Source organism: Variovorax sp. VNK109 (assembly GCF_049445855.1).
In the GTDB taxonomy this organism is placed as follows: domain Bacteria; phylum Pseudomonadota; class Gammaproteobacteria; order Burkholderiales; family Burkholderiaceae_C; genus JAGOCV01.
The window spans coordinates 195001-219478 of record NZ_JBMSDV010000003.1 but is presented as its reverse complement, the minus strand read 5'-3'; the positions used below and the strand labels follow the sequence as shown (position 1 = coordinate 219478).

At 63.1% G+C, this 24478-nt stretch carries 19 protein-coding genes and 2 rRNA genes (1 of these 21 cut by a window edge); 9 read left to right on the top strand and 12 right to left on the bottom strand.

Annotated elements, in window-relative coordinates; all coding sequences use genetic code 11:
• The 5 genes from ACO2Q9_RS12115 (at window position 1) to ACO2Q9_RS12095 (ending at window position 4425) form a co-directional block, all read left to right on the top strand.
• Window positions 1–816, top strand: coding sequence for an ABC transporter ATP-binding protein (locus tag ACO2Q9_RS12115; protein WP_423311645.1), 816 nt, complete (start codon window positions 1–3; stop codon window positions 814–816).
• Window positions 813–1634, top strand: a complete 822-nt coding sequence (locus tag ACO2Q9_RS12110; protein WP_423311643.1) for an ABC transporter permease — start codon at window positions 813–815, stop codon at window positions 1632–1634. Before ACO2Q9_RS12115 ends, ACO2Q9_RS12110 begins: the two co-directional genes overlap by 4 nt.
• Before the next feature lies 1 nt (window position 1635).
• On the top strand, window positions 1636–3000 hold the full coding sequence (locus ACO2Q9_RS12105) for an FAD-binding oxidoreductase (RefSeq protein WP_423311641.1): 1365 nt from the start codon (window positions 1636–1638) through the stop codon (window positions 2998–3000).
• Complete coding sequence (locus ACO2Q9_RS12100) at window positions 2997–3470, top strand: RidA family protein (protein WP_423311639.1); 474 nt, start codon at window positions 2997–2999, stop codon at window positions 3468–3470. Before ACO2Q9_RS12105 ends, ACO2Q9_RS12100 begins: the two co-directional genes overlap by 4 nt.
• A gap of 73 nt (window positions 3471–3543) precedes the next feature.
• Window positions 3544–4425 (top strand): bile acid:sodium symporter family protein, encoded by an 882-nt coding sequence (locus tag ACO2Q9_RS12095; protein ID WP_423311637.1) that lies wholly within the window; start codon window positions 3544–3546, stop codon window positions 4423–4425.
• Here ACO2Q9_RS12095 and lnt read toward each other — a convergent pair.
• The 4 genes from lnt to ACO2Q9_RS12075 form a co-directional block, all read right to left on the bottom strand.
• A complete protein-coding gene (gene lnt, locus ACO2Q9_RS12090) occupies window positions 4370–5959 on the bottom strand; it encodes an apolipoprotein N-acyltransferase (protein ID WP_423311635.1) in 1590 nt (529 codons plus the stop codon). The two genes, ACO2Q9_RS12095 and lnt, sit on opposite strands and share 56 nt — an antisense overlap.
• A complete protein-coding gene (locus ACO2Q9_RS12085) occupies window positions 5959–6846 on the bottom strand; it encodes an HlyC/CorC family transporter (RefSeq protein WP_423311633.1) in 888 nt (295 codons plus the stop codon). Before ACO2Q9_RS12085 ends, lnt begins: the two co-directional genes overlap by 1 nt.
• 78 nt (window positions 6847–6924) lie before the next feature.
• Window positions 6925–7671, bottom strand: coding sequence for a GNAT family N-acetyltransferase (locus tag ACO2Q9_RS12080; RefSeq protein ID WP_423311631.1), 747 nt, complete (start codon window positions 7669–7671; stop codon window positions 6925–6927).
• Between the two features lie 96 nt (window positions 7672–7767).
• Window positions 7768–8241: an Lrp/AsnC family transcriptional regulator gene (locus ACO2Q9_RS12075; RefSeq protein WP_423311629.1), complete on the bottom strand. Its 474-nt coding sequence runs from the start codon at window positions 8239–8241 to the stop codon at window positions 7768–7770.
• A gap of 111 nt (window positions 8242–8352) precedes the next feature.
• Between ACO2Q9_RS12075 and hppD the strand changes: the two genes are divergently transcribed.
• Window positions 8353–9492 (top strand): 4-hydroxyphenylpyruvate dioxygenase, encoded by a 1140-nt coding sequence (gene hppD / locus ACO2Q9_RS12070; protein WP_423311627.1) that lies wholly within the window; start codon window positions 8353–8355, stop codon window positions 9490–9492.
• Window positions 9493–9494: 2 nt separating this feature from the next.
• A complete protein-coding gene (gene phhA, locus ACO2Q9_RS12065; protein ID WP_423311626.1) occupies window positions 9495–10310 on the top strand; it encodes a phenylalanine 4-monooxygenase in 816 nt (271 codons plus the stop codon).
• 13 nt (window positions 10311–10323) lie between these two features.
• On the opposite strand, the gene ACO2Q9_RS12060 is transcribed toward phhA, so the two are convergent.
• The 6 genes from ACO2Q9_RS12060 to ACO2Q9_RS12035 form a co-directional block, all read right to left on the bottom strand.
• Window positions 10324–11145, bottom strand: a complete 822-nt coding sequence (locus ACO2Q9_RS12060) for an ABC transporter ATP-binding protein (RefSeq protein WP_423311625.1) — start codon at window positions 11143–11145, stop codon at window positions 10324–10326.
• 4 nt (window positions 11146–11149) lie between these two features.
• The gene (locus ACO2Q9_RS12055; RefSeq protein WP_423311623.1) at window positions 11150–11998 is read right to left on the bottom strand and encodes an ABC transporter permease; all 849 of its coding nucleotides are present in this window, start codon (window positions 11996–11998) and stop codon (window positions 11150–11152) included.
• Between the two features lie 5 nt (window positions 11999–12003).
• On the bottom strand, window positions 12004–13059 hold the full coding sequence (locus tag ACO2Q9_RS12050; protein ID WP_423311621.1) for an ABC transporter substrate-binding protein: 1056 nt from the start codon (window positions 13057–13059) through the stop codon (window positions 12004–12006).
• A 181-nt stretch (window positions 13060–13240) separates the two neighbouring features.
• Window positions 13241–16651: a response regulator gene (locus ACO2Q9_RS12045; protein ID WP_423311619.1), complete on the bottom strand. Its 3411-nt coding sequence runs from the start codon at window positions 16649–16651 to the stop codon at window positions 13241–13243.
• 7 nt (window positions 16652–16658) lie between these two features.
• The gene (locus tag ACO2Q9_RS12040; RefSeq protein ID WP_423311616.1) at window positions 16659–17777 is read right to left on the bottom strand and encodes a response regulator; all 1119 of its coding nucleotides are present in this window, start codon (window positions 17775–17777) and stop codon (window positions 16659–16661) included.
• A gap of 89 nt (window positions 17778–17866) precedes the next feature.
• Window positions 17867–18766 carry an esterase/lipase family protein gene (locus tag ACO2Q9_RS12035; protein ID WP_423311612.1) on the bottom strand — a complete coding sequence of 300 codons (900 nt, stop codon included), beginning with the start codon at window positions 18764–18766 and terminating at the stop codon, window positions 17867–17869.
• Between the two features lie 105 nt (window positions 18767–18871).
• On the opposite strand from ACO2Q9_RS12035, the gene ACO2Q9_RS12030 reads away from it, so the two are divergent.
• Window positions 18872–20557 carry an AMP-binding protein gene (locus ACO2Q9_RS12030; protein ID WP_423311610.1) on the top strand — a complete coding sequence of 562 codons (1686 nt, stop codon included), beginning with the start codon at window positions 18872–18874 and terminating at the stop codon, window positions 20555–20557.
• Window positions 20558–20574: 17 nt separating this feature from the next.
• Window positions 20575–21501, top strand: coding sequence for an MBL fold metallo-hydrolase (locus ACO2Q9_RS12025; protein ID WP_423312473.1), 927 nt, complete (start codon window positions 20575–20577; stop codon window positions 21499–21501).
• Window positions 21502–21585: 84 nt separating this feature from the next.
• Here the strand turns inward: ACO2Q9_RS12025 and rrf are convergent.
• Together rrf and ACO2Q9_RS12015 are read right to left on the bottom strand one after the other, a co-directional pair.
• A 5S ribosomal RNA gene (gene rrf, locus ACO2Q9_RS12020) occupies window positions 21586–21698 on the bottom strand.
• A 113-nt stretch (window positions 21699–21811) separates the two neighbouring features.
• Window positions 21812–24478, bottom strand: a 23S ribosomal RNA gene (locus ACO2Q9_RS12015); it runs 208 nt beyond the window's last position.

The window sequence follows — 24478 nt, the reverse complement described above, 5'->3', positions numbered from 1 at the left end:
ATGACGACTGAAACCACGAACGCCATCCCGGCCATCGAGGTCCTCTCCGCGCAGAAGACCTACCCGAACGGCACGGTGGCCCTGCAGCCGGTGGACCTCACCATCGGCGAGGGCGAATTCGTCACGCTGCTGGGCCCGTCGGGCTGCGGCAAGAGCACGCTGCTGAAGATGGTGGCGGGCCTGCTGGAGCCCACGGACGGACGGCTGCTGCTCTGGCGCAAGCCGGTGGCGCAGCTGGCCGACGCCGGCAGCGCGAAGAAGATGGCGTTCGTGTTCCAGTCGCCCACGCTCATGCCCTGGGCCAGCGTGCAGACCAATGTGCGCCTGCCACTGGACCTGGCCGGCGTGCCGCGCGCTGAAGCCGACGCGCGCGTGGCCGATGCGCTCGCGCTCGTCGGCCTGTCGAAGTTCGCATCCGCATTGCCCCGCGCGTTGTCGGGCGGCATGCAGATGCGCGTGTCCATCGCGCGCGGGCTCGTCGTCGAACCCACGCTTCTGCTGATGGACGAGCCCTTCGGCGCGCTCGACGAAATCACCCGCCACAAGCTCGACGCGGACCTGCTCGAACTCTGGCGCAAGAAGAACCTCACCGTCGTCTTCGTGACGCACTCGATCCATGAAGCCGTCTTCCTCTCCACGCGCGTGGTGATGATGGCCGCGCGCCCGGGCCGCATCGTGGAAGAGTTCCGCATCGACGAACCGTATCCCCGCAAACCTGAATTCATGGTCACGCCCGGGTTCGCGAAGTACGCGCGCCAGTTGCAGGACAGCCTGCACCGCGCCAGCCAGAACACCGACGAGGAGGTCGCGTCATGAGCACGACCCCTGCGGTCCGGAAAATTCCGCTGTTCCAGCAACCGCGCGTCCAGCGCGTGCTGTTCCCGGTGCTCGTGGCCATCGTGCTGCTCGGCGCGTGGCAGGGCATGGTCGTGGGTTGGGAATTGCCGCCCTATCTCGTGCCGTCGCCCGTGCTGATGATGAAGACCTTGTTCACCGACTGGAGCGCGCTGGGCACGGCACTGATGGTCACGCTCAAGATCACCGTGCTGTCGTTCATCGCCGCCGTGGTCATCGGTGTGCTGATCTCGTTCCTTTTCGTGCAGAGCCGCATCATCGAGACCGCGCTGTTCCCCTACGCCGTGCTGCTGCAGGTGACGCCGATCGTCGCCGTCGCGCCGCTGATCATCATCTGGGTGAAGAACCCCACTGCGTCGCTCGTGGTGTGCGCGGCGCTGGTGGCGCTGTTTCCCATCATCTCCAACACCACGCTCGGCCTGCGCAGCGTGGATCCGGACCTGCAGAGCTATTTCCGCATGAACCGCGCGACGCGCTGGCAGACGCTGATGCGCCTGCGCATCCCGAGCGCACTGCCCTATTTCTTCGGCGGCCTGCGCATTTCCAGCGGCCTCGCGCTGATCGGCGCGGTGGTGGCCGAATTCGTCGCCGGCACCGGCGGTACCGGCACAGGCCTGGCCTACCAGATCCTCATGGCTGGCTACCAGCTCAACATCCCGCGCATGTTCGCCGCGCTGCTGCTGATTTCGCTGACCGGCGTCGCGCTGTTCGTGCTGATGGCATGGCTCACGAGGCTGGCGCTCGGTTCATGGCATGCCAGCGAACTCTCACAAGACTGATATGAACGCTCCCGCATCCCCCATCGAGCAGTTGCACATGTCGCTGCCCGACATCGACTGGATCACCGATACGCCGCGCGTGACGCGCCTCTCGCAGGACTTCTCGTGGTTCAGCCCTGTGCTCAAGGGCGAGCTCAACGGCAAGCGCGCCGACATCGTCGCCAAGCCTCGCAACGAGGAAGAAATCCGCCAGCTCGTCGCCGCCTGCGCGCGGCTGCGCATACCGATCACAGTGCGTGGTGGTGGCACCGGCAATTACGGCCAGGCCGTGCCGCTGCAGGGTGGCTTGCTGATGGACATGAGCGGCTACAACGCATTCCTCTGGGCGAAGGACGGCGTGGGCCGCGCGCAAGCCGGTATCCGGCTCTCGGAATTCGACAAGGAAGCGCAGGCCAAGGGCTGGGAGCTGCGGTGCATCCCCTCCACCTTCCGCAGCGCGACCCTGGGCGGCCTGTTCGGTGGCGGCTTCGGCGGCGCGGGTTCGATCACCTGGGGCCCGCTCGCGTGCCCGGGCAACGTGCTGGGCGTGCGCGCCATCACCATCGAGCCGGAGCCGAACTTCGTCGAGCTGCGCGGTGCCGAGGCCTTGGCCATGCACCACGTCTACGGCACCAACGGCCTCGTGCTGGAAATCGAAGTCGGCCTCGCACCGGCCCATGACTGGCTGGAGAGCGTCGTCGTGTTCGACGACTTCGACAAGGCACTGGAATTCAGCGACGTCATCGCGCGCGCGCCCGGCATCCTGAAGAAGGAGGTCGGCCTGCTCGCCTGCCCCGTGCCGGACTACATGACGACGCTGGCCGATCACCTCGAACCCGGTTGCCATGCTGCGCTGCTGGTGGTGGCCGAATCGTGCGAGCAGCCGATGCTCGAGTACGTGCAGCGCTACGGCGGCAAGGTCACCTACCGCCAGACCGCCGCCGAGGTGAAGGCCACGCGCCGCACCATCATCGAATACGCGTGGAACCACACGACGCTCAACGCGCTGAAGGTCGACAAGACGCTGACCTACCTGCAAAGCTCGTTCACACCGGGGCAGCATCTGGAGCAGGTGCGCCTGATGGAGAAACTGCTCGGCGGCAAGGACGGCGAGGTACTGCTGCACGCCGAGTTCCTGCGCACGATGACGGGCGAGGTGACCTGCAGCGCGCTGCAGCTGGTGCGCTACACGACACCCGAGCGGCTCAACGAGATCATCGACATCTTCCGGGCCAACGGCGTGCGCATCAACAACCCGCACGTCTACCACCTGGAAGACGGCAAGGCGCAGGGTGAACTCGCGCCCGAGATCATCGAGACGAAGAAGCGCTTCGATCCGCAAGGCCTGCTCAACCCCGGCAAGATGCGGACCTGGAAAAACACATGACCCGCACACCGGCCGACAGCATGGGCCAGCCCATGGCGAAATACGCCGCCGCCAGGCGCGCTGGTGACTTCGTGTTCCTGAGTGGCGTAGTCGCGGTCAACCCCGCGACGAAGTCGGCAGTGAAGGGTTACGAAGACCTGCCCGACGCCGCGCGTGTGGCGCTGCGATCGGTCGGCTACGACACCGGTCAGATGAGCGTGGACGTTTTCGAAGCGCCCATCGTCGCGCAGAGCTGGTTCGTGCTGGAGCGCATCCGCCAGTTGGCGGCAGATCACGGCGGCACGATGGACAGCACCGCTCGGCTGGTGCAGTACTTCCGCCACCTGCATCACTACGCGCCGTACAACCGTGTGCGCGGCCTGTTCTTTCCGGGCGAACCGCCGGTCAGCACCGTGGTCGAAGTGAACCGCTTCCTGCCCGGCGACGAAGTGCTCATCGAAGTCGAAGCGACGCTTTACCTGCCGAAATAACGGCCGGACACCCGTAGCAACCCCGAGGCCATCGGTCTCCCGCCGCACCTATCATGGCCGGCAGGAGACAACGATGACGACACAACAACTGGTCCTGAGCCTGGTGCTGGCCACCATGGTGTTCTCGGTCGCGCTCGAACTCAGGGTGGACGATTTCCGCCGTGTCGCGCAGACGCCGCGTGCCGTCATCTGCGGCCTCATCCCGCAATTCATCCTGTTGCCCATCGGCACCTGGGCGGCGACGATGGTGCTGGACCTTCCAGCGAACGTCGAGGCCGCGATGATCCTCGTGGCCGCCTGCCCGGGTGGCAGCCTCAGCAATGTCATCACGCACTTCGGGCGCGGCAACACGGCGCTGTCGGTCAGCGTGTCGGCCGTGGCCAGCGTCATCGCCCTGTTCGCCACGCCGTTCAATTTCAGCTGGATGGTGGCCGCGAATCCGGATACGGCTTCGTGGCTGCGCACGCTGTCGATCGACGCGTCGGACATCTGGATCAGCCTGCTGGTGCTGCTGGCGATTCCCATGGCGCTCGGCCTGCTGTTCGCACATCGCATGCCGCTGGTGACGAAGCTCATCCAGAAGCCGCTGGCGAACTTCTCGCTGTTCGCGCTGTTCGCGTTCATCGTGCTCGGCCTCGTGAAGGAGCGGCAACTGCTGACGCTCGGCCTGCTGCCCACGCTGGCAATCGTGGTGGTGCACAACGCTTGCGGCTTGTTCTTCGGCTATGTCACCGCCCGGGCCATGCGCGTGAGCGAACGCGACCGCCGCGCCGTGATGATCGAGGGCGGCATGCAGAACTCGGGGCTCGCACTGGGCATCATCGCCGTGCAGTTCGGCAGCGACCTGGGCATGGTGATCGTGGCCAGCCTCTGGGGCATCTGGCACATCGTGAGCGGGCTTACCTGCGCGATGTGGTGGCGGCGGAAGGACGCGCGCGCAGTGCAACCTGCATGAACAGCGACAGCAGCAGCGGAACAAGCGCCAGCGCCCACAGCGGCCACAAACCGAAGCGCGAAGCCCACGCGGCATAGGCGGTGCGGCCCGACCGGCCCTGCACTTCACCCATCAGCACGCCGCGTGTGTGGCGCGGCAGCAGCTGCAACACCTCGCCGCGGTGATCGATGATGGCTGTGGCACCCGTGTTCGTGGCACGCAGCATCGGCCGCGCGAACTCCAGCGAGCGCATGCGCGAGATGTGCAGGTGCTGGTCGATGGCAATCGAGTTGCCGAACCAGCCGATGTTGCTGACGTTCACCAGCACGGTCGGCGCCGGTTTGCCGTCGGCGAAGTGCACGGCGATTTCCTCGCCGAACAGATCCTCGTAGCAGATGTTGGGCATGAGCCGCTGGCCCTGCCACTCGAACGGTGCTTGCGATGCAGCACCGCGGGCGAAATCACCCAGCGGGATGTTCATCAGGTTCGTGAACCAGCGGAACAGCGACGGCACGAACTCGCCGAAGGGCACGAGGTGGTGCTTGTCATAGCGGTAGTCCGGTGCACCGGCGCGCAGGCCGACCACGGAGTTCGAATAGCCGTCCTCCACGCTGCCCAGCGGCACGCCGATCAGCGCGGCGCGCTGGCCGCTGGCGAACTGCGACTGGATGCCGCGCCAGTACCCCTCGGGCAGCGCACGCGGCAGCAGCGGCAACGCGGTCTCGGGCGCGATGACGAGCGGTGCGTCGGTGGAGCCCAGTCGTGCCGCATACCAGGCAAGTGCCAGCGGCACACCGGTGCCGGGCTGGAATTTTTCGTCCTGCGGGATGTTGCCCTGCAGCAGCGCCACCTGCAGCGTGCCGGTGTTGCGACCGTCCTGCGCATCCAGTGTCGCGTCGTCGCCCGTGAACTGCAGCGCCGCGACGAGCAACACCCCCAGCGCGACGGGCAATGCGCGCGTGGCACGCGGCCCACGCACCAGCGCGAATGCAATCGCAAATGACAGCAGCGCACCGACGAAGTCGATGCCGTACACGCCCACGAGCGGTGCCAGCGGCGCCAGCGGCCCGTCCACATGCGCGTAGCCTCCCGCGCCCCACGGGAAACCTGTGAACCAGTGGCCGCGCAGCAGTTCCGCCAGCAGCCAGAGCGATGCAAACAGCCCTGCGCGCATCCACCATGCCGCGCCGGCGACACGCACGAAGGCCGCACAGGCCAGCGCGTAGTACAGCGAGAGCGCAGCCGCCAGCGCAAGCACGGCCACGGCCGCCAGCGGGGCAGCCATGCCGCCATAGGTGTGCATGGAAATGAAGAGCCACCAGAAGGTGCCGCACAGCCAGGCCGTGGCAAACAACCAGCCGAATGCGAAAGCGCGTCGCACGGAAGATTCGCGCTGGACGCAGACCGCCAGCACCGCGAGCGACGCGATCTGCAGCCACCACTGCGGCTGCCCGTCCCACGGCGATGCGATGGAGGCCGCCTGCCCGAGCCCCGCGAGTGCGACGATCGCTGCCAGCACGAAGAAGTTGCGGGAGACGGCGCCGTCGGTGCGCATCAGCCCGTCGCGTCGTCCTGGCTCGCGGGCGAGACCTTGAACCACTTCACTGCGCCACCGCGCGTGTGCAACACGACGAAGTTCAGCCCTTGGAGCGTGGTGAACTCGCCGCGCTTGGGCACGTGGCCCATCTCGTGCGCGATGAGGCCACCGATGGTGTCGAACTCGCGTTCGAGCTCGTCGTCGGGGTCGCTGGCGAGCTTCACGCCGAAGGCTTCGTTCACACGTTCGATCGGCGTGTCGCCGCTCACGCGGTAGGTGCGGTCGGCCAGGCCGAAGATGTCGCCTTCGTCCTCGGCGATGTCGAATTCATCCTCGATCTCGCCGACGATCTGCTCCAGCACGTCCTCGATGGTGATGAGGCCGGCCACACGTCCGAACTCGTCGATGACGATGGCCAGGTGGTTGCGGTTGCCGCGGAATTCGCGCAGCAGGTCGTTCAGGCCCTTGCTCTCGGGCACGAACACCGCCGGGCGCAGCAGCGCGCGGATGTTGAGCTCCGGCGCGCGCTGCAGCTTGAGCAGGTCCTTCGCGAGCAGGATGCCGATGATGTTTTCCTTCTCGCCCTCATACACCGGAAAGCGCGAGTGCGCGGTGTCGATGACCAGATGCAGCATGTCGTCGTAGGCCGAGTCGATGTTGATCAGGTCCATGCGCGGCGCGGCCACCATCACGTCGCCGGCCGTCATGTCGGCCATGCGGATCACGCCTTCGAGCATCACGCGCGATTCGGCGCCGATGACGTCGTTGTCTTCGGCCTCGGCGAGGGTTTCGATCAGTTCGTCCCGCGAATCGGGGCCGCGGTGAATGAACTCGGCCAGTTTTTGCAGGAAGGAGCGCTTGTCCTCCTTTTCAGGAGCATGGCGTTCAGGATGAGGGTCGGACACTGCAGCAGTGCGGAGTTGGGGAAACGCAAGGATAACGGATTGGCGTGACGGCGAGGCCATGCCCCGCAGATGCAACCCTCAGGCGCCCGATTTGCGCCGCGCGGCGCGCATGCCGCGACGCACTTCCTGGAAATTGGTGACGAAATCCCAGAACTGCTTGGACTGGACCTTGAGCTTGTAGTCCATCTCGGCGAACTGCTGCTCCACGATTTCCGCCATGCGGGTGTCGAGCGTAGGCTCGGCCAGCCGCAGCAACGCCTCGGACTCTGCGCCATCGCGCTCCACCGTCGCGCCGGCCTTGCGGGCGATCTGCAACATGGCCGCGTTCTCGCTCAGCGCATGGATGAGCAGGCGATCGACGCCCTGGTTGCGCGCGTGCATGGCCGCACGCTCGAACAGCCGCGAGCCATAGCCACGTCCGCGCGCGGCGGTGAGCACCGACACGCCGAATTCGGCGAAGTCGTCAGGCCCCGGCTCATCCGTGAAGGCCAGGTGCGCCATGGCGATGATGTCGAGGCGGCGATTGAAGATGCCGAAGATTTCGTCGCGCCCGAAGTCGAGCGAATCCACATAGCGGAGGATCTGTTCGTCATTGGCCGCATAACCGAAACGCAAATAGCGGTCCTGCGCGGTCAGCGCCAGCAGGTGCACGGCCACGCGTTCGCGCTGGTTGGGGCCGATGGAGCGGATGGGCACGAGCACAGGAGACAGGTGCTCCGCCGTACCTTTGTCCAGGATCCGGCTGACCGAGCTGATCGACGGGGCGCGCAGGAACTCCCGCCCGGCGCTGAGCGACGCCTTGAAGAGCTTGCGTGTGTCGACCATGGCTCGAATATAAGGGTTTACCCCAAGATTCCCAAGGCACATTGTCACCTTTGGAGAGGCTTTCCCAGCGACCGTCAGTCGGGCGTCAGACCGGGCTCAGACCGGCACGGCCGTCGTCGCCTTCACACGGTCGAGCACGAAACTGGTCTTGCAGTCCTGCACGCTGGGGTGCTTGAGCAGCGTGTCCATGATGAAGCGGCTGTAGTGCGCCATGTCGGCCATGACGACGCGCAGCAGGTAGTCCATGTCACCGGTCAGCGCGGCGCACTCGACCACTTCGGGCCAGGTCTGCACGGCGGCGCGGAACAGGTCCATGGGGTTGCGCTTGTGGCTTTCGGTGTGCTTTTCCAGACGCACATTGATGTATGCGGTCAGACCCAGGCCGACCGACTCGGGCTTGACCAGCGCGACGTAGCGGTCGATCACCCCTGATTCCTCCAGCCGCTTGACACGGCGCAGCACCGCGCTGGGTGAGAGATTGACCGCTTCGGCCACCTGGTCGTAAGTGGCCCGTCCATCTGCCTGCAGACTGCGCAAAATCAGGCGATCCAGCTTGTCGAGTGCTTCCATTCGGCGAATTTTGCATATTTCTTGCGTTTTACTCAAGCCACGCGCCTGAACTTGCAGAAAAAGTGAGGGCCACGCCCACTACAGTGGACGAATCTGCACAGGAGACCCTCGATGAACGCACCTCTCGCCGCACAGGCCACCGAAGAATTCAAGACCTGGGACAACCCCATGGGCACCGACGGATTCGAGTTCATCGAATACGCGGCGCCGGACCCGAAGGCGATGGGCGAAGTCTTCGAACGCATGGGCTTCCGCCCCGTCGCGAAGCACCGCCACAAGGATGTGACGCTGTACCGCCAGGGCACGATCAACTTCATCATCAACGCCGAGCCGGATTCCTTCGCGCAGCGCTTCGCACGCGCGCACGGCCCGAGCGTCTGCGCCATCGCCTTCCGCGTGCAGGACGCCAAGTTCGCCTACGAGCGCGCCGTCTCGCTGGGTGCCTGGGGCTATGCCGACAAGGCCGGCCCGGGCGAACTGAACATTCCTGCGATCAAGGGCATCGGCGACAGCCTGATCTACCTCGTGGACCGCTGGCGCGGCAAGAACGGTGCGCAACCGGGCGACATCGGCAACATCGGCTTCTATGACGTGGACTTCGAAGCCCTGCCCGGCCTGACCGCAGAGGAAGCGCTCGCGCCCGAAGGCAACGGCCTCACCTACATCGACCACCTCACGCACAACGTTCACCGCGGCCGCATGAACGAATGGGCCGGGTTCTACGAACACCTGTTCAACTTCCGCGAGATCAAGTACTTCGACATCGAAGGGCAGGTGACCGGCGTGAAGAGCAAGGCGATGACCAGCCCCTGCGGCAAGATCCGCATCCCGATCAACGAAGAGGGCAAGGAAAAGGCCGGCCAGATCCAGGAGTACCTGGACATGTACAAGGGTGAAGGCATCCAGCACATCGCCATGGGCTCGGACGACCTCTACAAGACGGTCGACAAGCTGCGCGGCAAGGGCGTGAAGCTGCTGGACACCATCGACACCTACTACGAGCTGATCGACAAGCGCATTCCGGGTCATGGCGAGCCCGTGGACGAACTTTTCAAGCGCAAGATCCTGGTCGACGGCAAGGCGGGCGCGCTGCTGCTGCAGATCTTCAGCGAGAACCAGCTGGGCCCGATCTTCTTCGAGTTCATCCAGCGCAAGGGCGACGACGGTTTCGGCAACGGCAACTTCAAGGCGCTGTTCGAGAGCATCGAGCTCGACCAGATCCGCCGGGGCGTGCTCGAAGCGAAGGTCTGAGCATGGCGGTCGAACCGGTTGTTTATGGCGCGAGCGATCGCCCGCCGCGCGGCGACTACTCGCGCGCAGGGGCGGACTACACCTGCGCGCAGGACTACGACGCCTACACGCCGGCGGACCACGACACCTACCGGCGCCTGTACGAACGCCAGAGCGCGCTGCTGCCGGGCCTCGCAGCGGATGAGTTCATCCGCATGCTGCCATCGCTCGGCGCGGTGGACCGCATTCCACGCTTCGACGAAGTGAACGAGCGCCTGTACAAGGCGACGAAGTGGGAGTTGGTCGGCGTGCCGGGGCTGATACCCGAAGTGCCGTTCTTCACGCTGCTGGCCAACCGCAAGTTCCCGGTGACGGACTGGATCCGCAAGCCGGAAGAGTTCGACTACATCGTCGAGCCGGACATCTTCCATGACCTGTTCGGCCATGTGCCGCTGCTGTTCAATCCGGTGTTTGCGGACTATGTGCAACGCTACGGCGCGGGCGGTCTCAAGGCCGACTCGCTCGATGCGTGCGAACTGCTGAGCCGCCTGTACTGGTACACGATCGAGTTCGGGTTGATCCGCCAGCCGGAAGGCCTGCGCGCCTACGGTGCGGGCATCCTGAGTTCTTCGGGCGAGCTGCGCTACAGCGTGACCAGCCCCGAACCGAAGCGTGTGCCGCTGTCGCTGGAGCGTGTGATGCGCAGCCGCTACAAGATCGACACGTTCCAGAGCACCTACTTCGTCATCGACAGCTTCGAGCAGTTGTTCGAAATGACGGCGCCAGACTTCACGCCGGTGTACGAGCGGGTGAAGCAGCTGGAAGAGATTCCGGCCTGAGCCGGAATCCCTTTCAGCGCCGCACTTCGCGCTGGAAGATCTCCAGGCTCAGCTTCTTGGCATTCACGAAGCTGGGCTGTGACAGCGTTTCCACCGTGCGCGGACGCGGGTCGTCGTAGCTCAGGATCTCGGCCACCTTGGTGGGACGCTTGGTCAGCAGCAAGACCTGGTCGGCGAGATACACCGCCTCCTCGAGGTCGTGCGACACCAGCAGCATGGTGGTGCCGGTCTTCATGAACACTTCCTGCAGCTTCTCGCGGATGAACAGCGTCATCTCGAAGTCGAGTGCGGAGAAGGGTTCATCGAGGAACAGCACTTCCGGGTTGGGTGCAAGCGCGCGCATGATCGACGCCGTCTGCTGCTGGCCCCCCGAGAGCTCATACGGATAGCGTCGCAGGTCGAACTTCACGTCGAAGCTCGCCACGAGTTCTTCCATGCGGCGATCGACTTCCGCCTTGGAGCGGCCTTCCAGCTTGAGCGGATACGCGATGTTGTCGATGGTGCGCATCCACGGGAACATCGCCTCGCGGTAGTTCTGGAAGACGTAGCCGATCTTCGTGTCCTTGAGGCTCTTGCCGTCGAACAGGATTTCACCCGAGTCGATGGGAATCAGCCCCGCGATCATGTTGATGAGCGTGCTCTTGCCGCAACCGTTGGGCCCGAAGACCGAAACGATCTTGTGCTTCGGGATGTCCAGGTCGAAGTTCTCGTACAGCGGCCAGCCCGCGAAGTACTTGGTCAGGCCACGGATGGTGATGTGCGTGCCGGCCGGGCCGGGCGCGAATTTCGGCGCGGGCACATCGGCGAACACAGGCGCGTTCAGGACAGCGGACATGGCGTTACCTCCCGGACCAATGGACGATCTTGCGTTCCAGCAGCAGGAACAGCACGTTGAGCGCATAGCCCAGCGCACCGGCGGCGAGGATGGACGCGTACATGCTCTTCACATTCAGCACCTGCTGCGAATTGATGATGCGGTTGCCCAGGCCCGAGTCGGCGCCGATGAACATCTCCGCGACGATCACGATCACGAGCGCCATCGACACGGCCGAACGCAGGCCGACGAAGCTCGGTTGCAGGCTCTCCCACACCAGCACGTCACGGAAGGTCTGCCAGCGCGTTGCGCCCATCACTTTCGCCGCCATCACACGCTGCTTGCGCGCGTTGATGACACCGTAGGCGCTGTTGAACACGACGATGAGCAACGCACCGAAGGCCGCGATCGCCACCTTGTTGACGTCGGAGGTGCCGAAGATCATCAGGAACAGCGGGATCAGCGCAGACGAAGGCGTGGAGCGGAAGAAGTCGATCAGGAACTCGACGCTGCGGTACGCCTTCTCGTTGCTGCCCAGCAGCACGCCCAGCGGCATGCCGACGATGGCGGCAATGAGGAAGGCCTGCACCGTGCGCCACACCGTGACCATGAAGTCGGAGAGCAGGGGCCCACCAGCCAGTCCGGTGATGAGCGTGGCGACGGTGTCGGCCGGGGCTGGCAGCAGGATGGGCTTGATGAAGCCCAGCCGCACCACGAGATCCCAGATGATGAAGAGCGCGATCGGCCCGATGGCGGGCAGCATGCGCTGCATGAACGGTGTCTTCGGCGGCGCGCTGGTGGGGGCAGCCGCAGGCGGCGCCCACGGCGTGCCGGTGGCAGCACCGGAAGGAGGAGTCGTCGTGGCGTCGGCCATGATGCTCAGCCCTTGTAGAGCAGGCCATCCACCACGACCTTCTTCTCGAAGATGCCTTTCTCGGTGAACAGGTCGTAGAACTTCTGGAAGTAGGCCGCGTCACTGGCCTTGAATTCGTTGTACATCATGTACGAAGCCAGCGGCACTTCATTGGTCAGCGCCCCTTCGATGGCGGTGTAACCCTTCATGTACTGACGTGCCTCGCCCGGCTGCTTGCGCACGAAATCGACACCCTTGGCGTAGGCGGCGATGTACTTCTTCGAGATCTCCGGGTTCTTCTTGATGAACTCCGTCGTGAGGCTGGCCGCGCCGCCATGCCACGGGGCCATCGGGTCGCCGAGGATGTAGTGGGCCACGACACCGGCTTCGAGCACGCGGGTGGTGCCGTTGAGGCGGCCGATGGTGCCGGTGGGTTCCAGCGTATAGGCAGCATCGATCTGGCCGGCCGCAAGCGCAGCGACGTGCTGGCCGATCGGCAGTTCGGTCACGTTCATCGGGCCCGCGCCTGCGCGCTCGAGCATCGTCTTGGCCAGCGTCACGTTCTGGATGCCGGGGCCGGATGCGACGCGCTTGCCCTTGAGATCGGCCACGGTCTTGACCGGGCTGTCCTTGGGCACGAGGAATTCTTCCAGCACGAACTTGGCGTTGCTCGGGTTGGTGCAGAAGATCTTGAAGAGGCCGGGTTGAGCAATCTCGCCGATGGCAAGGTTGGCAGAGCCGGTTCCGTTGGAACTGCCATCGCCTCGACCGGAGAGCATGGCCTCCATGACCTGCTGCGCGCCCGCGAACTTGAGCGGCTCGACGTCGAGTCCCGCTTCCTTGAAGAAGCCACGCTCCACCGCTGCGAAGAACGGCAGGCCTGCAGCGACAGGCCAGAAGCCGACGCGGATTTTCGGTGCGCCCTGCGCATTGACGATGGCGGGCGCGCCCATGACGCCCAGTGCCGTGACCGACGCAGCACCCTGCAGCAGCCGGCGGCGCGTCGCGCCCTTGTTGATGACCGTGGATGCCTCGGATGCAACCGCGCTGCTGGCGGTGACGGGGGTATCTGCCTTGCTCATGGAACGCTCCTGCAATGGTTGAAGAGAAGGGGTCATGCCGGCACCACACTGGGCAGGAAACTGCACCACTCTTGTGAATCCAAACATGTACACAAGATCGGACGCAACAAGCATGCCAAGAAAAAGCCGCCGGGGTTTGCACGCCCGGCGGCTCGATCCGAAACTCGAAGGCGGTGGGCGATCAGCCCGGCGGCAGCCAGCCTTCCAGCAGGGACTGTGTCTGCGGCCACAGCGCGTGCAGGATGGCGGCACGTTCTGCTGCGCCGTGCGGCATGACACCGTCACGTGCATCGGACTCCAGACTGGTGCAAATGGCCAGCATCGCGATCGCGCCCACATTGCTGCATGCGCCCTTGAGCGCATGCGCCGCACGCGACAGCGCCGGCGCATCGGCCGCCGCCACGGCAGCGTCGATGGCATCGAGCCGGCCTGGCGCATCGCTCTTGAACAGCGAAACGACTTCGCGCGTCATGGCCAGTGACTCATCGTCGAACTCGCGGAATTCCTCCAGCCGGCTGAAGTCGACGATGACAGGCTCCGGAGATCCGCCGGGCCCGGAACCGTTGTCGGGCGTTGCATCCGGAGCATCGGGCGGCCCACCGGAAGACTGCGACGCAGCAGTGCCGGCCGCCGCGATATCCGCGCGCACCCACTTTTCCAGCGCAACCGCCAGTGCCGCCACCTGAAGCGGCTTGGTGAGGTAATCGTCCATGCCTGCCGCAATGCAGCGCGCGCGGTCTTCGGCAGACGCTGCGGCGGTCAGCGCGATGATGGGCGGCGCGTCGTCGCCCCAAGCCGCCTGGATCAGGCCCGTCGCTTCCAGGCCGTCGATGTTGGGCATGCTCACGTCCATCAGCACTGCGCCGAGCGCGGGGCCGTCGCGACGCGCGCGATTGACCGCTTCCACCGCTTCGCGTCCATCGACTGCGGTCACGACGTCGTAGCCGAGTCGGAGCACCATGGCGCTCGCGACTTTCAAATTCACGGCGTTGTCATCGGCCACGAGGATGGGAATGTTCTTGCGCACGTCGGTCAGCAGGCTGCCGGGCGAAGCGATGCCACTGCCGACTTCGCCGGACACGCAGCGTGCCAGCGTGTCGAACAACTGGTTCTGCCGCGCCGGCTTGAGCAGGCGTGCATTGAAAAGCCGCGCACTGTCGTCCCCCGAAGGCATGAAGCCCGAGCTCAACAGCACGAGCGGCACGGTGCGCCACGCGTCGTTGGCGCGCAGCGTGCGTGCGAGCGTCACCCCGTCCATGCCCGGCATATGCATGTCGGTGATGATGAGGTCGGGCAGCACCGTCTGCAGGCTCATCCATTCGAGCGCACCGCCGCCCGAGTCGGCCGACGACACGTCCATGCCCCACAACTGCAGCTGCCGCGTGAGGATGCGTACGTTGGTCGCATGGTCGTCCACCACCAGCACGCGGCTGCCGCGCAGCATGCCGACCTGGGCCGGGCTGACAGCCGGGGCCATCTGCGCGATGGCCGCAGGCAAGGTGAACCAGAACGTCGAACCGCGCCCCGGCTCGCTTTCGACGCCGATGCGCCCTCCCATCAGTTCGACGAGGCGCTTGCAGATCGCCAGCCCCAGTCCGGTGCCGCCGTACTTCCGCGTCGTGGACACATCGGCCTGCGTGAACGCCTCGAACAGTGCACTGGCGCGATCGGGCGGGATGCCGATGCCGGTGTCACTGACGCGGAATTCCAGCTGCACGCGTCCGTCCGGCAACGTGCCGAGGCTGCGCACATGCACCGACACTTCGCCGTGCTCGGTGAATTTCACGGCGTTGTTGATCAGGTTGATCAGCACCTGGCGCAATCGCGTGACATCTCCTGCAACGGCCTCCGGCACAGCGTCCGGGCCGGCATCGGGCCCCGTGCTGGCAATCGGCACGTCGATGATGAGCTCGAGCCCTTTCTCACGGGCCCGGGGCGCGGCGATGTCGCATGCCTCTTCGACTGCGCCACGCAGGCTCAGCGGTTCGGCTTCGAGGTCGAGCTTGCCGGACTCGATCTTGGAGAAATCCAGGATGTCGTTGATCACCGCGAGCAGCTGGTCGCTGGACAGGCGGATGGTCTGCAGGTAGTCACGCTGCTCGGCATCGAGCGATGTCTCGGCCAGCAGCGTGCTCATGCCGACCACACCATTGAGCGGCGTTCGTATCTCATGGCTCATGGTGGCCAGGAAAGCGGCTTTGGCATGCGCGGCAGCCAGCGCTTCCTCGCGCGATGCAGCGAGTTCGGCGGTGCGCTGCTCCACGCGGTCTTCCAGCGTTTCGTTGGCGCGCTGCAGAGCGCGCGCATCCGATTCCACCTGCGCGCGGTACGTCTGCAACTGCTTCGCGCTGTCGTGCAGCACATGCGACAGCTTGCTGACTTCGGCGATACGGGTCTTCCCGTCCACCTCGGGTACTTCTCCACGCCCGATCTGCTCAGCCGCTGCGCTTAGCCGCTTCACACGGCGTCCGACCACCTGGGCGATCAACACGGCCAGCAACACCCCGGCGGCAACGAGCGCAGCAATCACGCCGAGCGAAGCGTGCAACGCGGCACGCGTGGTCGCCGTGAAATCGGACTCGGGTGCGGCCACCACGAGCGTCCAGCGCAAGCCGAGCATCTGGCCGAACGGGCGCTGCACCATCATCAGCGGGCCACCGTCACCACCCTGGAACGGGATGCGCTGCAAGGCCGTGTCATCGGCCACCGTGTCGGCGCTGCGCGCAGCGCGCAGGTTTTCGAACCCGGCGTAGGCGGCGCGGATCACCGGGTTGGCGCTGGTCGCCGGCGTGCGACGCTGCCATTCGTTGGCGCTCGCGCGAAAGAACAGCGGGTCGCCGGCAGAGCTGGCCAGCAATCGCCCCTGCTCGTCGACGATGAATGCCGCGCCACGCGAGCTGATGCGCTGCGTCCGCAGCATGTTGTCCAGTTGCCGGAGATGCAGGTCGACGGCAAACACACCTGCCGCGCCGCCATCGGGGTCGTACACCGGTTGCGACAGCGTCACGACCAGTTCGCGGCCGGACGGGTCGACCTGCGGCGATGTGAATACGCGCTCCTGCGACTTCAGCGCCTCCTGGTACCAGGAACGCGTGCGCGGCTCGAAGTTGGCGATTTCCTCGCCGAGCGGTCGGCTTCGATCGCCACTGGCCTGCGCCAGCCAGACCCGGCGCCCTTCACCGTCGGGCAGGCGATGCGCAACGCGCACGCCCTCCGGCGCTTTCTGGACGAGGAAGTATTCGCCGCGCATGTTGGCGAAGTAGAGCGAGGGCACATCGGGCCATTGGCGCGTGACGGCGAAGGCCATCGGCTCGAACGCCGAGCTGTCGCGAAGCCAGCGACGCGCGAGCTCCTGCTGCCTTGGCGACATGCGCGCGGGCACGATGGCGTTCAGCGCAGAGTGCGCCTGCTGCAGGTGGTTCTCTGTCTCGCCTTGCACACGCAACGCGACGTTGGACAGGATCTGCCCGGCGAGATCTTCAACCGCGCGCGCGCCGCCGCGGGACATGACCACGGCCACAAGCACGGCAGGCACGAGGGCGAGCAGCAGCAATGCCGCACCCAGCAGTTTGCGCAAGGAAAAGAGACGCATGTCCGGATCAGGCCGCCAGGCTGATCAGCTCGGCCGCATCGAGCGGCGCGGCGCGACCGGGCAAGTTGATGAGCGCGCGGTTGCCGGTCTTCACCGCGCCGGTGACGCCGCGCAGCATCGGCACACTGGCTGCGATGGTCCAGCCCATCGAATGGGCCTGCTTCTGCAACTGCATGGTTGCGACCACCGCGTCGCCCACCGGCAGCGTCTGCGCGGCTGCGCCGTGCAGCGGATCGTGCAGATGCGCCAGCGTGACCGGCCCGGTATGCAGCGCCACGTTCACCTCGAAGCGCGGCAGGTCCCGGTCAGGAAACTGCGTGGCCTGGTAATGGCGCATGCGTGTGGCGGAATCGATGAGGCCGAGTGCGGCGCGTGCTGCACGCAGGCCATGGTTGACCGACTTCGTGTCCGTGCTGTCGACGAAGACCGTGAGCAAGCCGTCGCCGATGAACTGCATGTGTCGCGCGCCGAAGAGATGGACCGTGTCGCCGACGCTCCCGTAGAACTTGCGCACCAGGTCACTGAGCTCTTCGCTGCTGAGCTTCTGTGCCATGGTCGCGTAATGCGGCATGTCGACGAACAACACGGTCGCGCTGCTGAAGCGCTCGTCCCCCGCCGCGCCATCACCGGTGGGCCAGCGTTCACTCAGCTCCTTGAACAGGCGACGTTCGTAGAGGCGCACCAGCTTGAGCTTCTGCTCGCTCAGCGCGGTCTGTACGGCCGTGTCCACCGCCAGGCTCTGCATGGCGCGGTTCATCTCCCGCCGGTTCAACTGGGCCTTGGCGGCTTCACGCAGTTCGGCAGGATGGAACGGCTTGGTGATGTAGTCGTCCGCGCCGGTGTTCATGCCCTGGCGCATATGGGCGCGCTCCTGCAGCGACGTGAGCAGGATGACGGGCGTGGAGGCGATGGCGGCGTTGGCGCGTACGGCAGCGAGCATCTCGAAGCCGTTCATCTCGGGCATCTGCACGTCGCTGATGACCAGCGCGGGCTTCGATTCCTCGACGATCCTCAGTCCTTGCGCACCGTTTTCTGCCGTGAGTACGTCGTACCCGTCTTTCTTGAGCACGGATGCCACGAGCATCCGAGTCCCGGCGTCGTCTTCCATCACGACGATCAGGGGCATTGCATGTCCTTCTGTATCTGTTCCGGCGCCACGATCATGCAACGCACATGTCCATGCAGCTGTAACAAACTGCGTAGCGTCTTGATATCTTACTGCGCGCGGATTTTCCCCAGGGCGTGCTCAATCACGCGGGGATGGAATGCCATGCCGACGTGTGGCGCGCCGGGTAGGAAGATGTTGTCCGCGCCCTCCAGTTTCGCCGTGGAGGCGGGAAACACGATGTTGTCGCAATTCGAGTACCAGCAGGTGAACAAGCTGCGGCGGGCGGGTGGTTCGGCGTCGCGCAGCATGCATAGCCAGTCGCTCGCCTCGCACATCTGGCGGCCGCTGGGTGCATGGCCGAAGCGGCCCATCCAGGTTCCGTTGTGCGGAGAACCGATGGTGATGACGTGGGCGGCGCGCGTATCGCCGTCGTGCGTGCGCATCCACGCGCGCGCCGCAAGCCCACCCATGCTGTGGCAGATGAGGATGGGGGGCAGCCCGGTGGCCTGCGTCACTTTCTGGACGGCCGCCTCGACGATGGGCACGTAATCGTCAATGTCGCCGAATACCGGCTCCAGGCTGACGGCTGCAAAAGGTACGCCGTCCGAGCGCAGCCGTTGAAGCCACGGCGTCCAGAACCCGCGGTTGCACACGAAGCCATGCACGAGGACCACGCCACGACGACCGGCCGAGGCGGGATCCGGCAGATGGTCGGGCACCGCCTGGCTGAAGAATGGCTGGCGCCAGCAGAAAACGGCGGGTGCCGTTGTCGTCTCCAGCCACCAGGCGCGGAGGACTTCTGACCATGAAGCGCGGGGAGCCGGATCGGCCCGGTTCACGCGCTGCATGAGGACGAACTCGATGGCCAGGAAGAATGCATATCCGAAAAGGATCGCCATGACGCCGGCAGCAGCCGCGAATGCAGACCGCTCCCACCAGTACGCCAGCCACAGCGCCGAAGCGAGCAGCGAGGACAGGGTGACGAACTGTTGGAGACGGGCAAGCATGAGGCGCCATTGTCGCCTGCGGGACGACGCAGGACGCAACCCTAGGACAAGCCCGGTAACACCCGGCCCCCGGCCCCTCCCACAATGTCCGCAAAGGAGTTGCGCATGGAAAAGTTCTGGCTCGCGAGCTACCCCGAGGGTGTGCCGCACGACGTGGACCCGGGGCAATACAGATCGCTGGTCCATCTGCTGGAGGAGTCGTTCCGCAAGAACGCGGCCAACCCGTTCTCGGTCTGCATGGACCGCTGGATGAGCTACCGGCAGCTCGACGAACTCTCGGAAGCGCTCGGTGCCTGGCTGCAGAACCTGGGGCTCGAACCGGGCGCACGCGTGGCCATCATGCTGCCGAACGTGCCGCAATTCGCCGTGACGATGGCGGGCATCCTGCGCGCCGGATTCACCTGCGTGAACGTGAATCCGCTCTACACCGCACGCGAACTCGAGCACCAGCTCAAGGATTCGGGTGCGACAGCCATCGTCATCCTGGAGAACTTCGCGCACACGCTGGAAGATGTGATCGAGCGCACGCCTGTGAAGCACGTGGTTGTCGCATCGATGGGCGATCTGCTGGGTTTCTGGTTCGGCATGTGGATCAGCTTTGCCGTGCGCCATCTGGCGCGCATGGTGCCGGCGTACAAGCTGCCACTCGCCAACGGGCGCACCGTGACGACGTTCAACCAGGTCCTCGAGGAGGGATCTCGATTGCCGCTCAGGCCCAGCCAGACAGGTCTGGATTCCATTGCCTTCCTCCAGTACACGGGTGGGACCACGGGCTTGTCGAAGGGTGCGGTGCTCACGCATCGAAATATCGTCGCAGCCATTCTGCAAGCCGAGGCGTGGTTCACTCCCGCGCTCAAGCGCGTGGGTGACGTGAGCCGCACGAACAGCATTGCAGCGCTTCCGCTGTATCACATCTTCGCGCTCACGCTGTGCCTGCTCGGCATCCGCTGGGGCTCGCACATGACGCTGATTCCGAATCCGCGCGACTTCGGCAAGTTCGTGGAAACGCTGAAGAAGCGGCCTTTTCATATGCTGCCCGCCGTGAACACATTGTTCAACGCGCTGCTGCAGCACCCACAATTCAAGAGCGTGGACTTCTCTTCGCTGTGCGTCTCCCAGGCCGGCGGCATGGCCGCTTCAGAAGGTACAGCGCGCAGTTGGCTGGATACGACGCACAGCCCGATGATCGAGGGCTGGGGCATGAGCGAGACCTGCGCCATCGGCACCAACAACCCGGTGACGAGCACGAAGTTTTCGGGGACGATCGGCCTGCCTCTGCCCGGCATCGAAATCGCCATCAAGGATGACGACGGCAAATCATTGCCTGTCGGCAGCTCCGGCGAGATCTGCATCAAGGGCCCGAACGTCATGACGGGCTACTACAACCAGCCGGAGGAAACCAGCAAGGCATTCACGGCGGACGGCTTCATGCGCACTGGCGACGTGGGCATCATGGACGAGCAGGGCTACACCCGGATCGTCGACCGCAAGAAGGACATGATCCTGGTGAGCGGCTTCAATGTCTTCCCCAACGAACTCGAGAACGTGATCTCGCTTTGCCCCGGTGTCGTGGAGTGCGCGGCCATCGGTATCCCCGACGAAAAGCAGGGCGAAGCGATCAAGGTTTTCATCGTGAAGAACGATCCGATTCTCACGGAAGACGATGTCGCGAAGTACTGCGCGCAGAACCTGACGGGGTACAAACGACCGAAGTACATTGAATTCCGCGATGAGCTGCCGAAGACAAACGTCGGGAAAATCCTCCGGCGCGAGCTGAGGACAGGAAAGTAAAGCGGCCGCCGGCATTCATCGTGAAGGTCTCCGATCTTTTACCCCCTGGCGTTCAGGTTTTCGAACGGGGGTGGTTGTCTGCGAACAATATCCTCTTCAGAGGAAGCGACTCGACGGCGTTGGTCGACAGTGGATATTTTTCGCATCGCTCGCAGACCGTCGCGCTCGTGCAGCAGGAATTGGATGGTCGGCCGCTCGATCTGCTGCTGAACACACATCTTCATAGCGACCATTGCGGCGGAAACGCTGCATTGCAAGCGGCATTCCCCGGAATTGAAACCTGGATTCCTCCCGGAGAAGCAGATGCCGTGTCGCGCTGGGACGAGGAGGCATTGTCGTACCGGCCAACAGGCCAGAACTGTGAGCGGTTTTCGTTCAGCGGACTGCTTCAAGCTGGCTCAACGATCTTGCTGGCGGGCCGGAATTGGGAGATGCACGCGGCACCAGGACATGACCCTCACTCCATCATTCTGTTCGAACCGGTATCGCGCACTTTATTGTCGGCAGATGCATTGTGGGAAAGCGGATTCGGCGTGATATTTCCCGAACTGCTGGGCGAGCCGGGTTTTGATGAAGTCGCGTCGACGCTGGATTTGATCGAGTCACTCGATCCAGCCTTGATCATTCCAGGGCACGGAGCTCCATTCACCGGGATTTCCGCTGCACTGTCCATTGCACGACATCGACTGTCCCAGTTTGCCGCAGACCCGCTGCGGCATGCCAATCATGCAGCCAAGGTACTCCTGAAATTCAAGCTGCTCGAGTTTCAATCGATCGAGTACTTGAGCTTTGAAAGATGGGCTGCTGCTGTTCCGTATCTGCGCACCCTGCACGCGCGCCACGCGGTCGGCAAAAGTATGTCCATCTGGATTGGCGATATGGTCCACAGCCTCCAGAAGTCTGGAGCGGCACAACTCGAAGGGACCATGCTTCGAAATGTCTGAATGACGTCTTGCCAATTCAGGCAAATCGATCAACCAAAAACAAAAGCCCGACCAGATAACTGGTCGGGCTTTCGGGCTGTAAGAGCCTGACGATGTCCTACTTTCACACGGGAATCCGCACTATCATCGGCGCAGAGGCGTTTCACTGTCCTGTTCGGGATGGGAAGGAGTGGTACCACCTCGCTATGGTCATCAGGCATAACTTGTCGTCACCAAGACCATGGTCTTGGCAACCAATTCATAGAGCTAAATCAGCATTTATTTGACTGCGTCACTTGGCATAACAACCTTGATTCGAGATCAAAGTTATAGGGTCAAGCCGCACGAGCAATTAGTATCAGTTAGCTTAACGCATTACTGCGCTTCCACACCTGACCTATCAACGTCCTGGTCTTGAACGACTCTTTAGGGGGCTCAAGGCCCCGGCAGATCTCATCTTGAAACGAGTTTCCCGCTTAGATGCTTTCAGCGGTTATCTCTTCCACACATAGCTACTCGGCAATGCCACTGGCGTGACAACCGATACACCAGAGGTGTGTCCACTCCGGTCCTCTCGTACTAGGAGCAGGCTTCCTCAAATCTGCAGCGCCCACGGAAGATAGGGACCAAACTGTCTCACGACGTTTTAAACCCAGCTCACGTACCTCTTTAAATGGCGAACAGCCATACCCTTGGGACCGGCTACAGCCCCAGGATGAGATGAGCCGACATCGAGGTGCCAAACACCGCCGTCGATATGAACTCTTGGGCGGTATCAGCCTGTTATCCCCAGAGTACCTTTTATCCGTTGAGCGATGGCCCTTCCATACAGAACCACCGGATCACTATGTCCTGCTTTCGCATCTGCTCGACTTGTCAGTCTCGCAGTTAAGCACGCTTATGCCATTGCACTATTAGCACGATGTCCGACCGTACCTAGCGTACCTTCGAACTCCTCCGTTACACTTTGGGAGGAGACCGCCCCAGTCAAACTGCCTACCATGCACTGTCCCCGATCCAGATAATGGACCTAGGTTAGAACCTCAAACACACCAGGGTGGTATTTCAACGTTGGCTCCATGCGATCTAGCGACCGCACTTCAAAGCCTCCCACCTATCCTACACAGATCTGTTCAAAGTCCAATACAAAGCTACAGTAAAGGTTCATGGGGTCTTTCCGTCTTTCCGCGGGGAGATTGCATCATCACAAACATTTCAACTTCGCTGAGTCTCAGGAGGAGACAGTGTGGCCATCGTTACGCCATTCGTGCAGGTCGGAACTTACCCGACAAGGAATTTCGCTACCTTAGGACCGTTATAGTTACGGCCGCCGTTTACTGGGACTTCAATCAAGAGCTTGCACCCCATCATTTAATCTTCCAGCACCGGGCAGGCGTCACACCCTATACGTCCACTTTCGTGTTTGCAGAGTGCTGTGTTTTTATTAAACAGTCGCAGCCACCGATTTTTTGCAACCTCATTGGGCTCCATCCGCAGGGACTTCACCTACTAAAGGCACACCTTCTTCCGAAGTTACGGTGTCAATTTGCCGAGTTCCTTCTCCTGAGTTCTCTCAAGCGCCTTAGAATACTCATCTCGCGCACCAGTGTCGGTTTGCGGTACGGTCGTGTGTAGCTGAAGCTTAGTGGCTTTTCCTGGAAGCAGGGTATCACTCACTTCGTCTGCAAGCAGACTCGTTATCACCCCTCATCTAAGCCCGGCGGATTTACCTACCAGGCACGACTACAGGCTTGAACCAACATATCCAACAGTTGGCTGAGCTAACCTTCTCCGTCCCCACATCGCACTACACATCGGTACAGGAATATTGACCTGTTTCCCATCAGCTACGCATCTCTGCCTCGCCTTAGGGGCCGACTCACTCTACGCCGATGAACGTTGCGTAGAAAACCTTGCGCTTACGGCGAGGGGGCTTTTCACCCCCTTTAACGCTACTCATGTCAGCATTCGCACTTCTGATACCTCCAGCAGCCTTTACAAGCCACCTTCACAGGCTTACAGAACGCTCTCCTACCACTTGCACTTGCGTGCAAATCCGCAGCTTCGGTAACTGGCTTAGCCCCGTTACATCTTCCGCGCAGGACGACTCGATCAGTGAGCTATTACGCTTTCTTTAAATGATGGCTGCTTCTAAGCCAACATCCTGACTGTTTTAGCCTTCCCACTTCGTTTCCCACTTAGCCAATTTTAGGGACCTTAGCTGGCGGTCTGGGTTGTTTCCCTCTTGAGTCCGGACGTTAGCACCCGGTGCTCTGTCTCCCAAGCTGTACTCTTCGGTATTCGGAGTTTGCATAGGTTTGGTAAGTCGCCATGACCCCCTAGCCTAAACAGTGCTCTACCCCCGAAGGTAATACTTGAGGCACTACCTAAATAGTTTTCGGAGAGAACCAGCTATTTCCAAGTTTGTTTAGCCTTTCACCCCTATCCACAGCTCATCCGCTAGTTTTGCAACACTAGTCGGTTCGGACCTCCAGTACCTGTTACGGCACCTTCATCCTGGCCATGGATAGATCACTTGGTTTCGGGTCTACACCCAGCGACTGGACGCCCTATTCGGACTCGATTTCTCTACGGCTACCCTATACGGTTAACCTTGCCACTGAATGTAAGTCGCTGACCCATTATACAAAAGGTACGCCGTCACCCTTGCGGGCTCCGACTTTTTGTAAGCATGCGGTTTCAGGATCTATTTCACTCCCCTCCCGGGGTTCTTTTCGCCTTTCCCTCACGGTACTAGTTCACTATCGGTCGATGATGAGTATTTAGCCTTGGAGGATGGTCCCCCCATATTCAGACAGGATTTCACGTGTCCCGCCCTACTTTTCGTTAGCTCAGTACCACACAGGTCTTTTCGCGTACGGGGCTATCACCCGCTATGGCCAGCCTTTCCAAGCTGTTCCGCTAAGTCTTGTGCTATCACTAACAGGCTTCTCCGATTTCGCTCGCCACTACTTTCGGAATCTCGGTTGATGTCTTT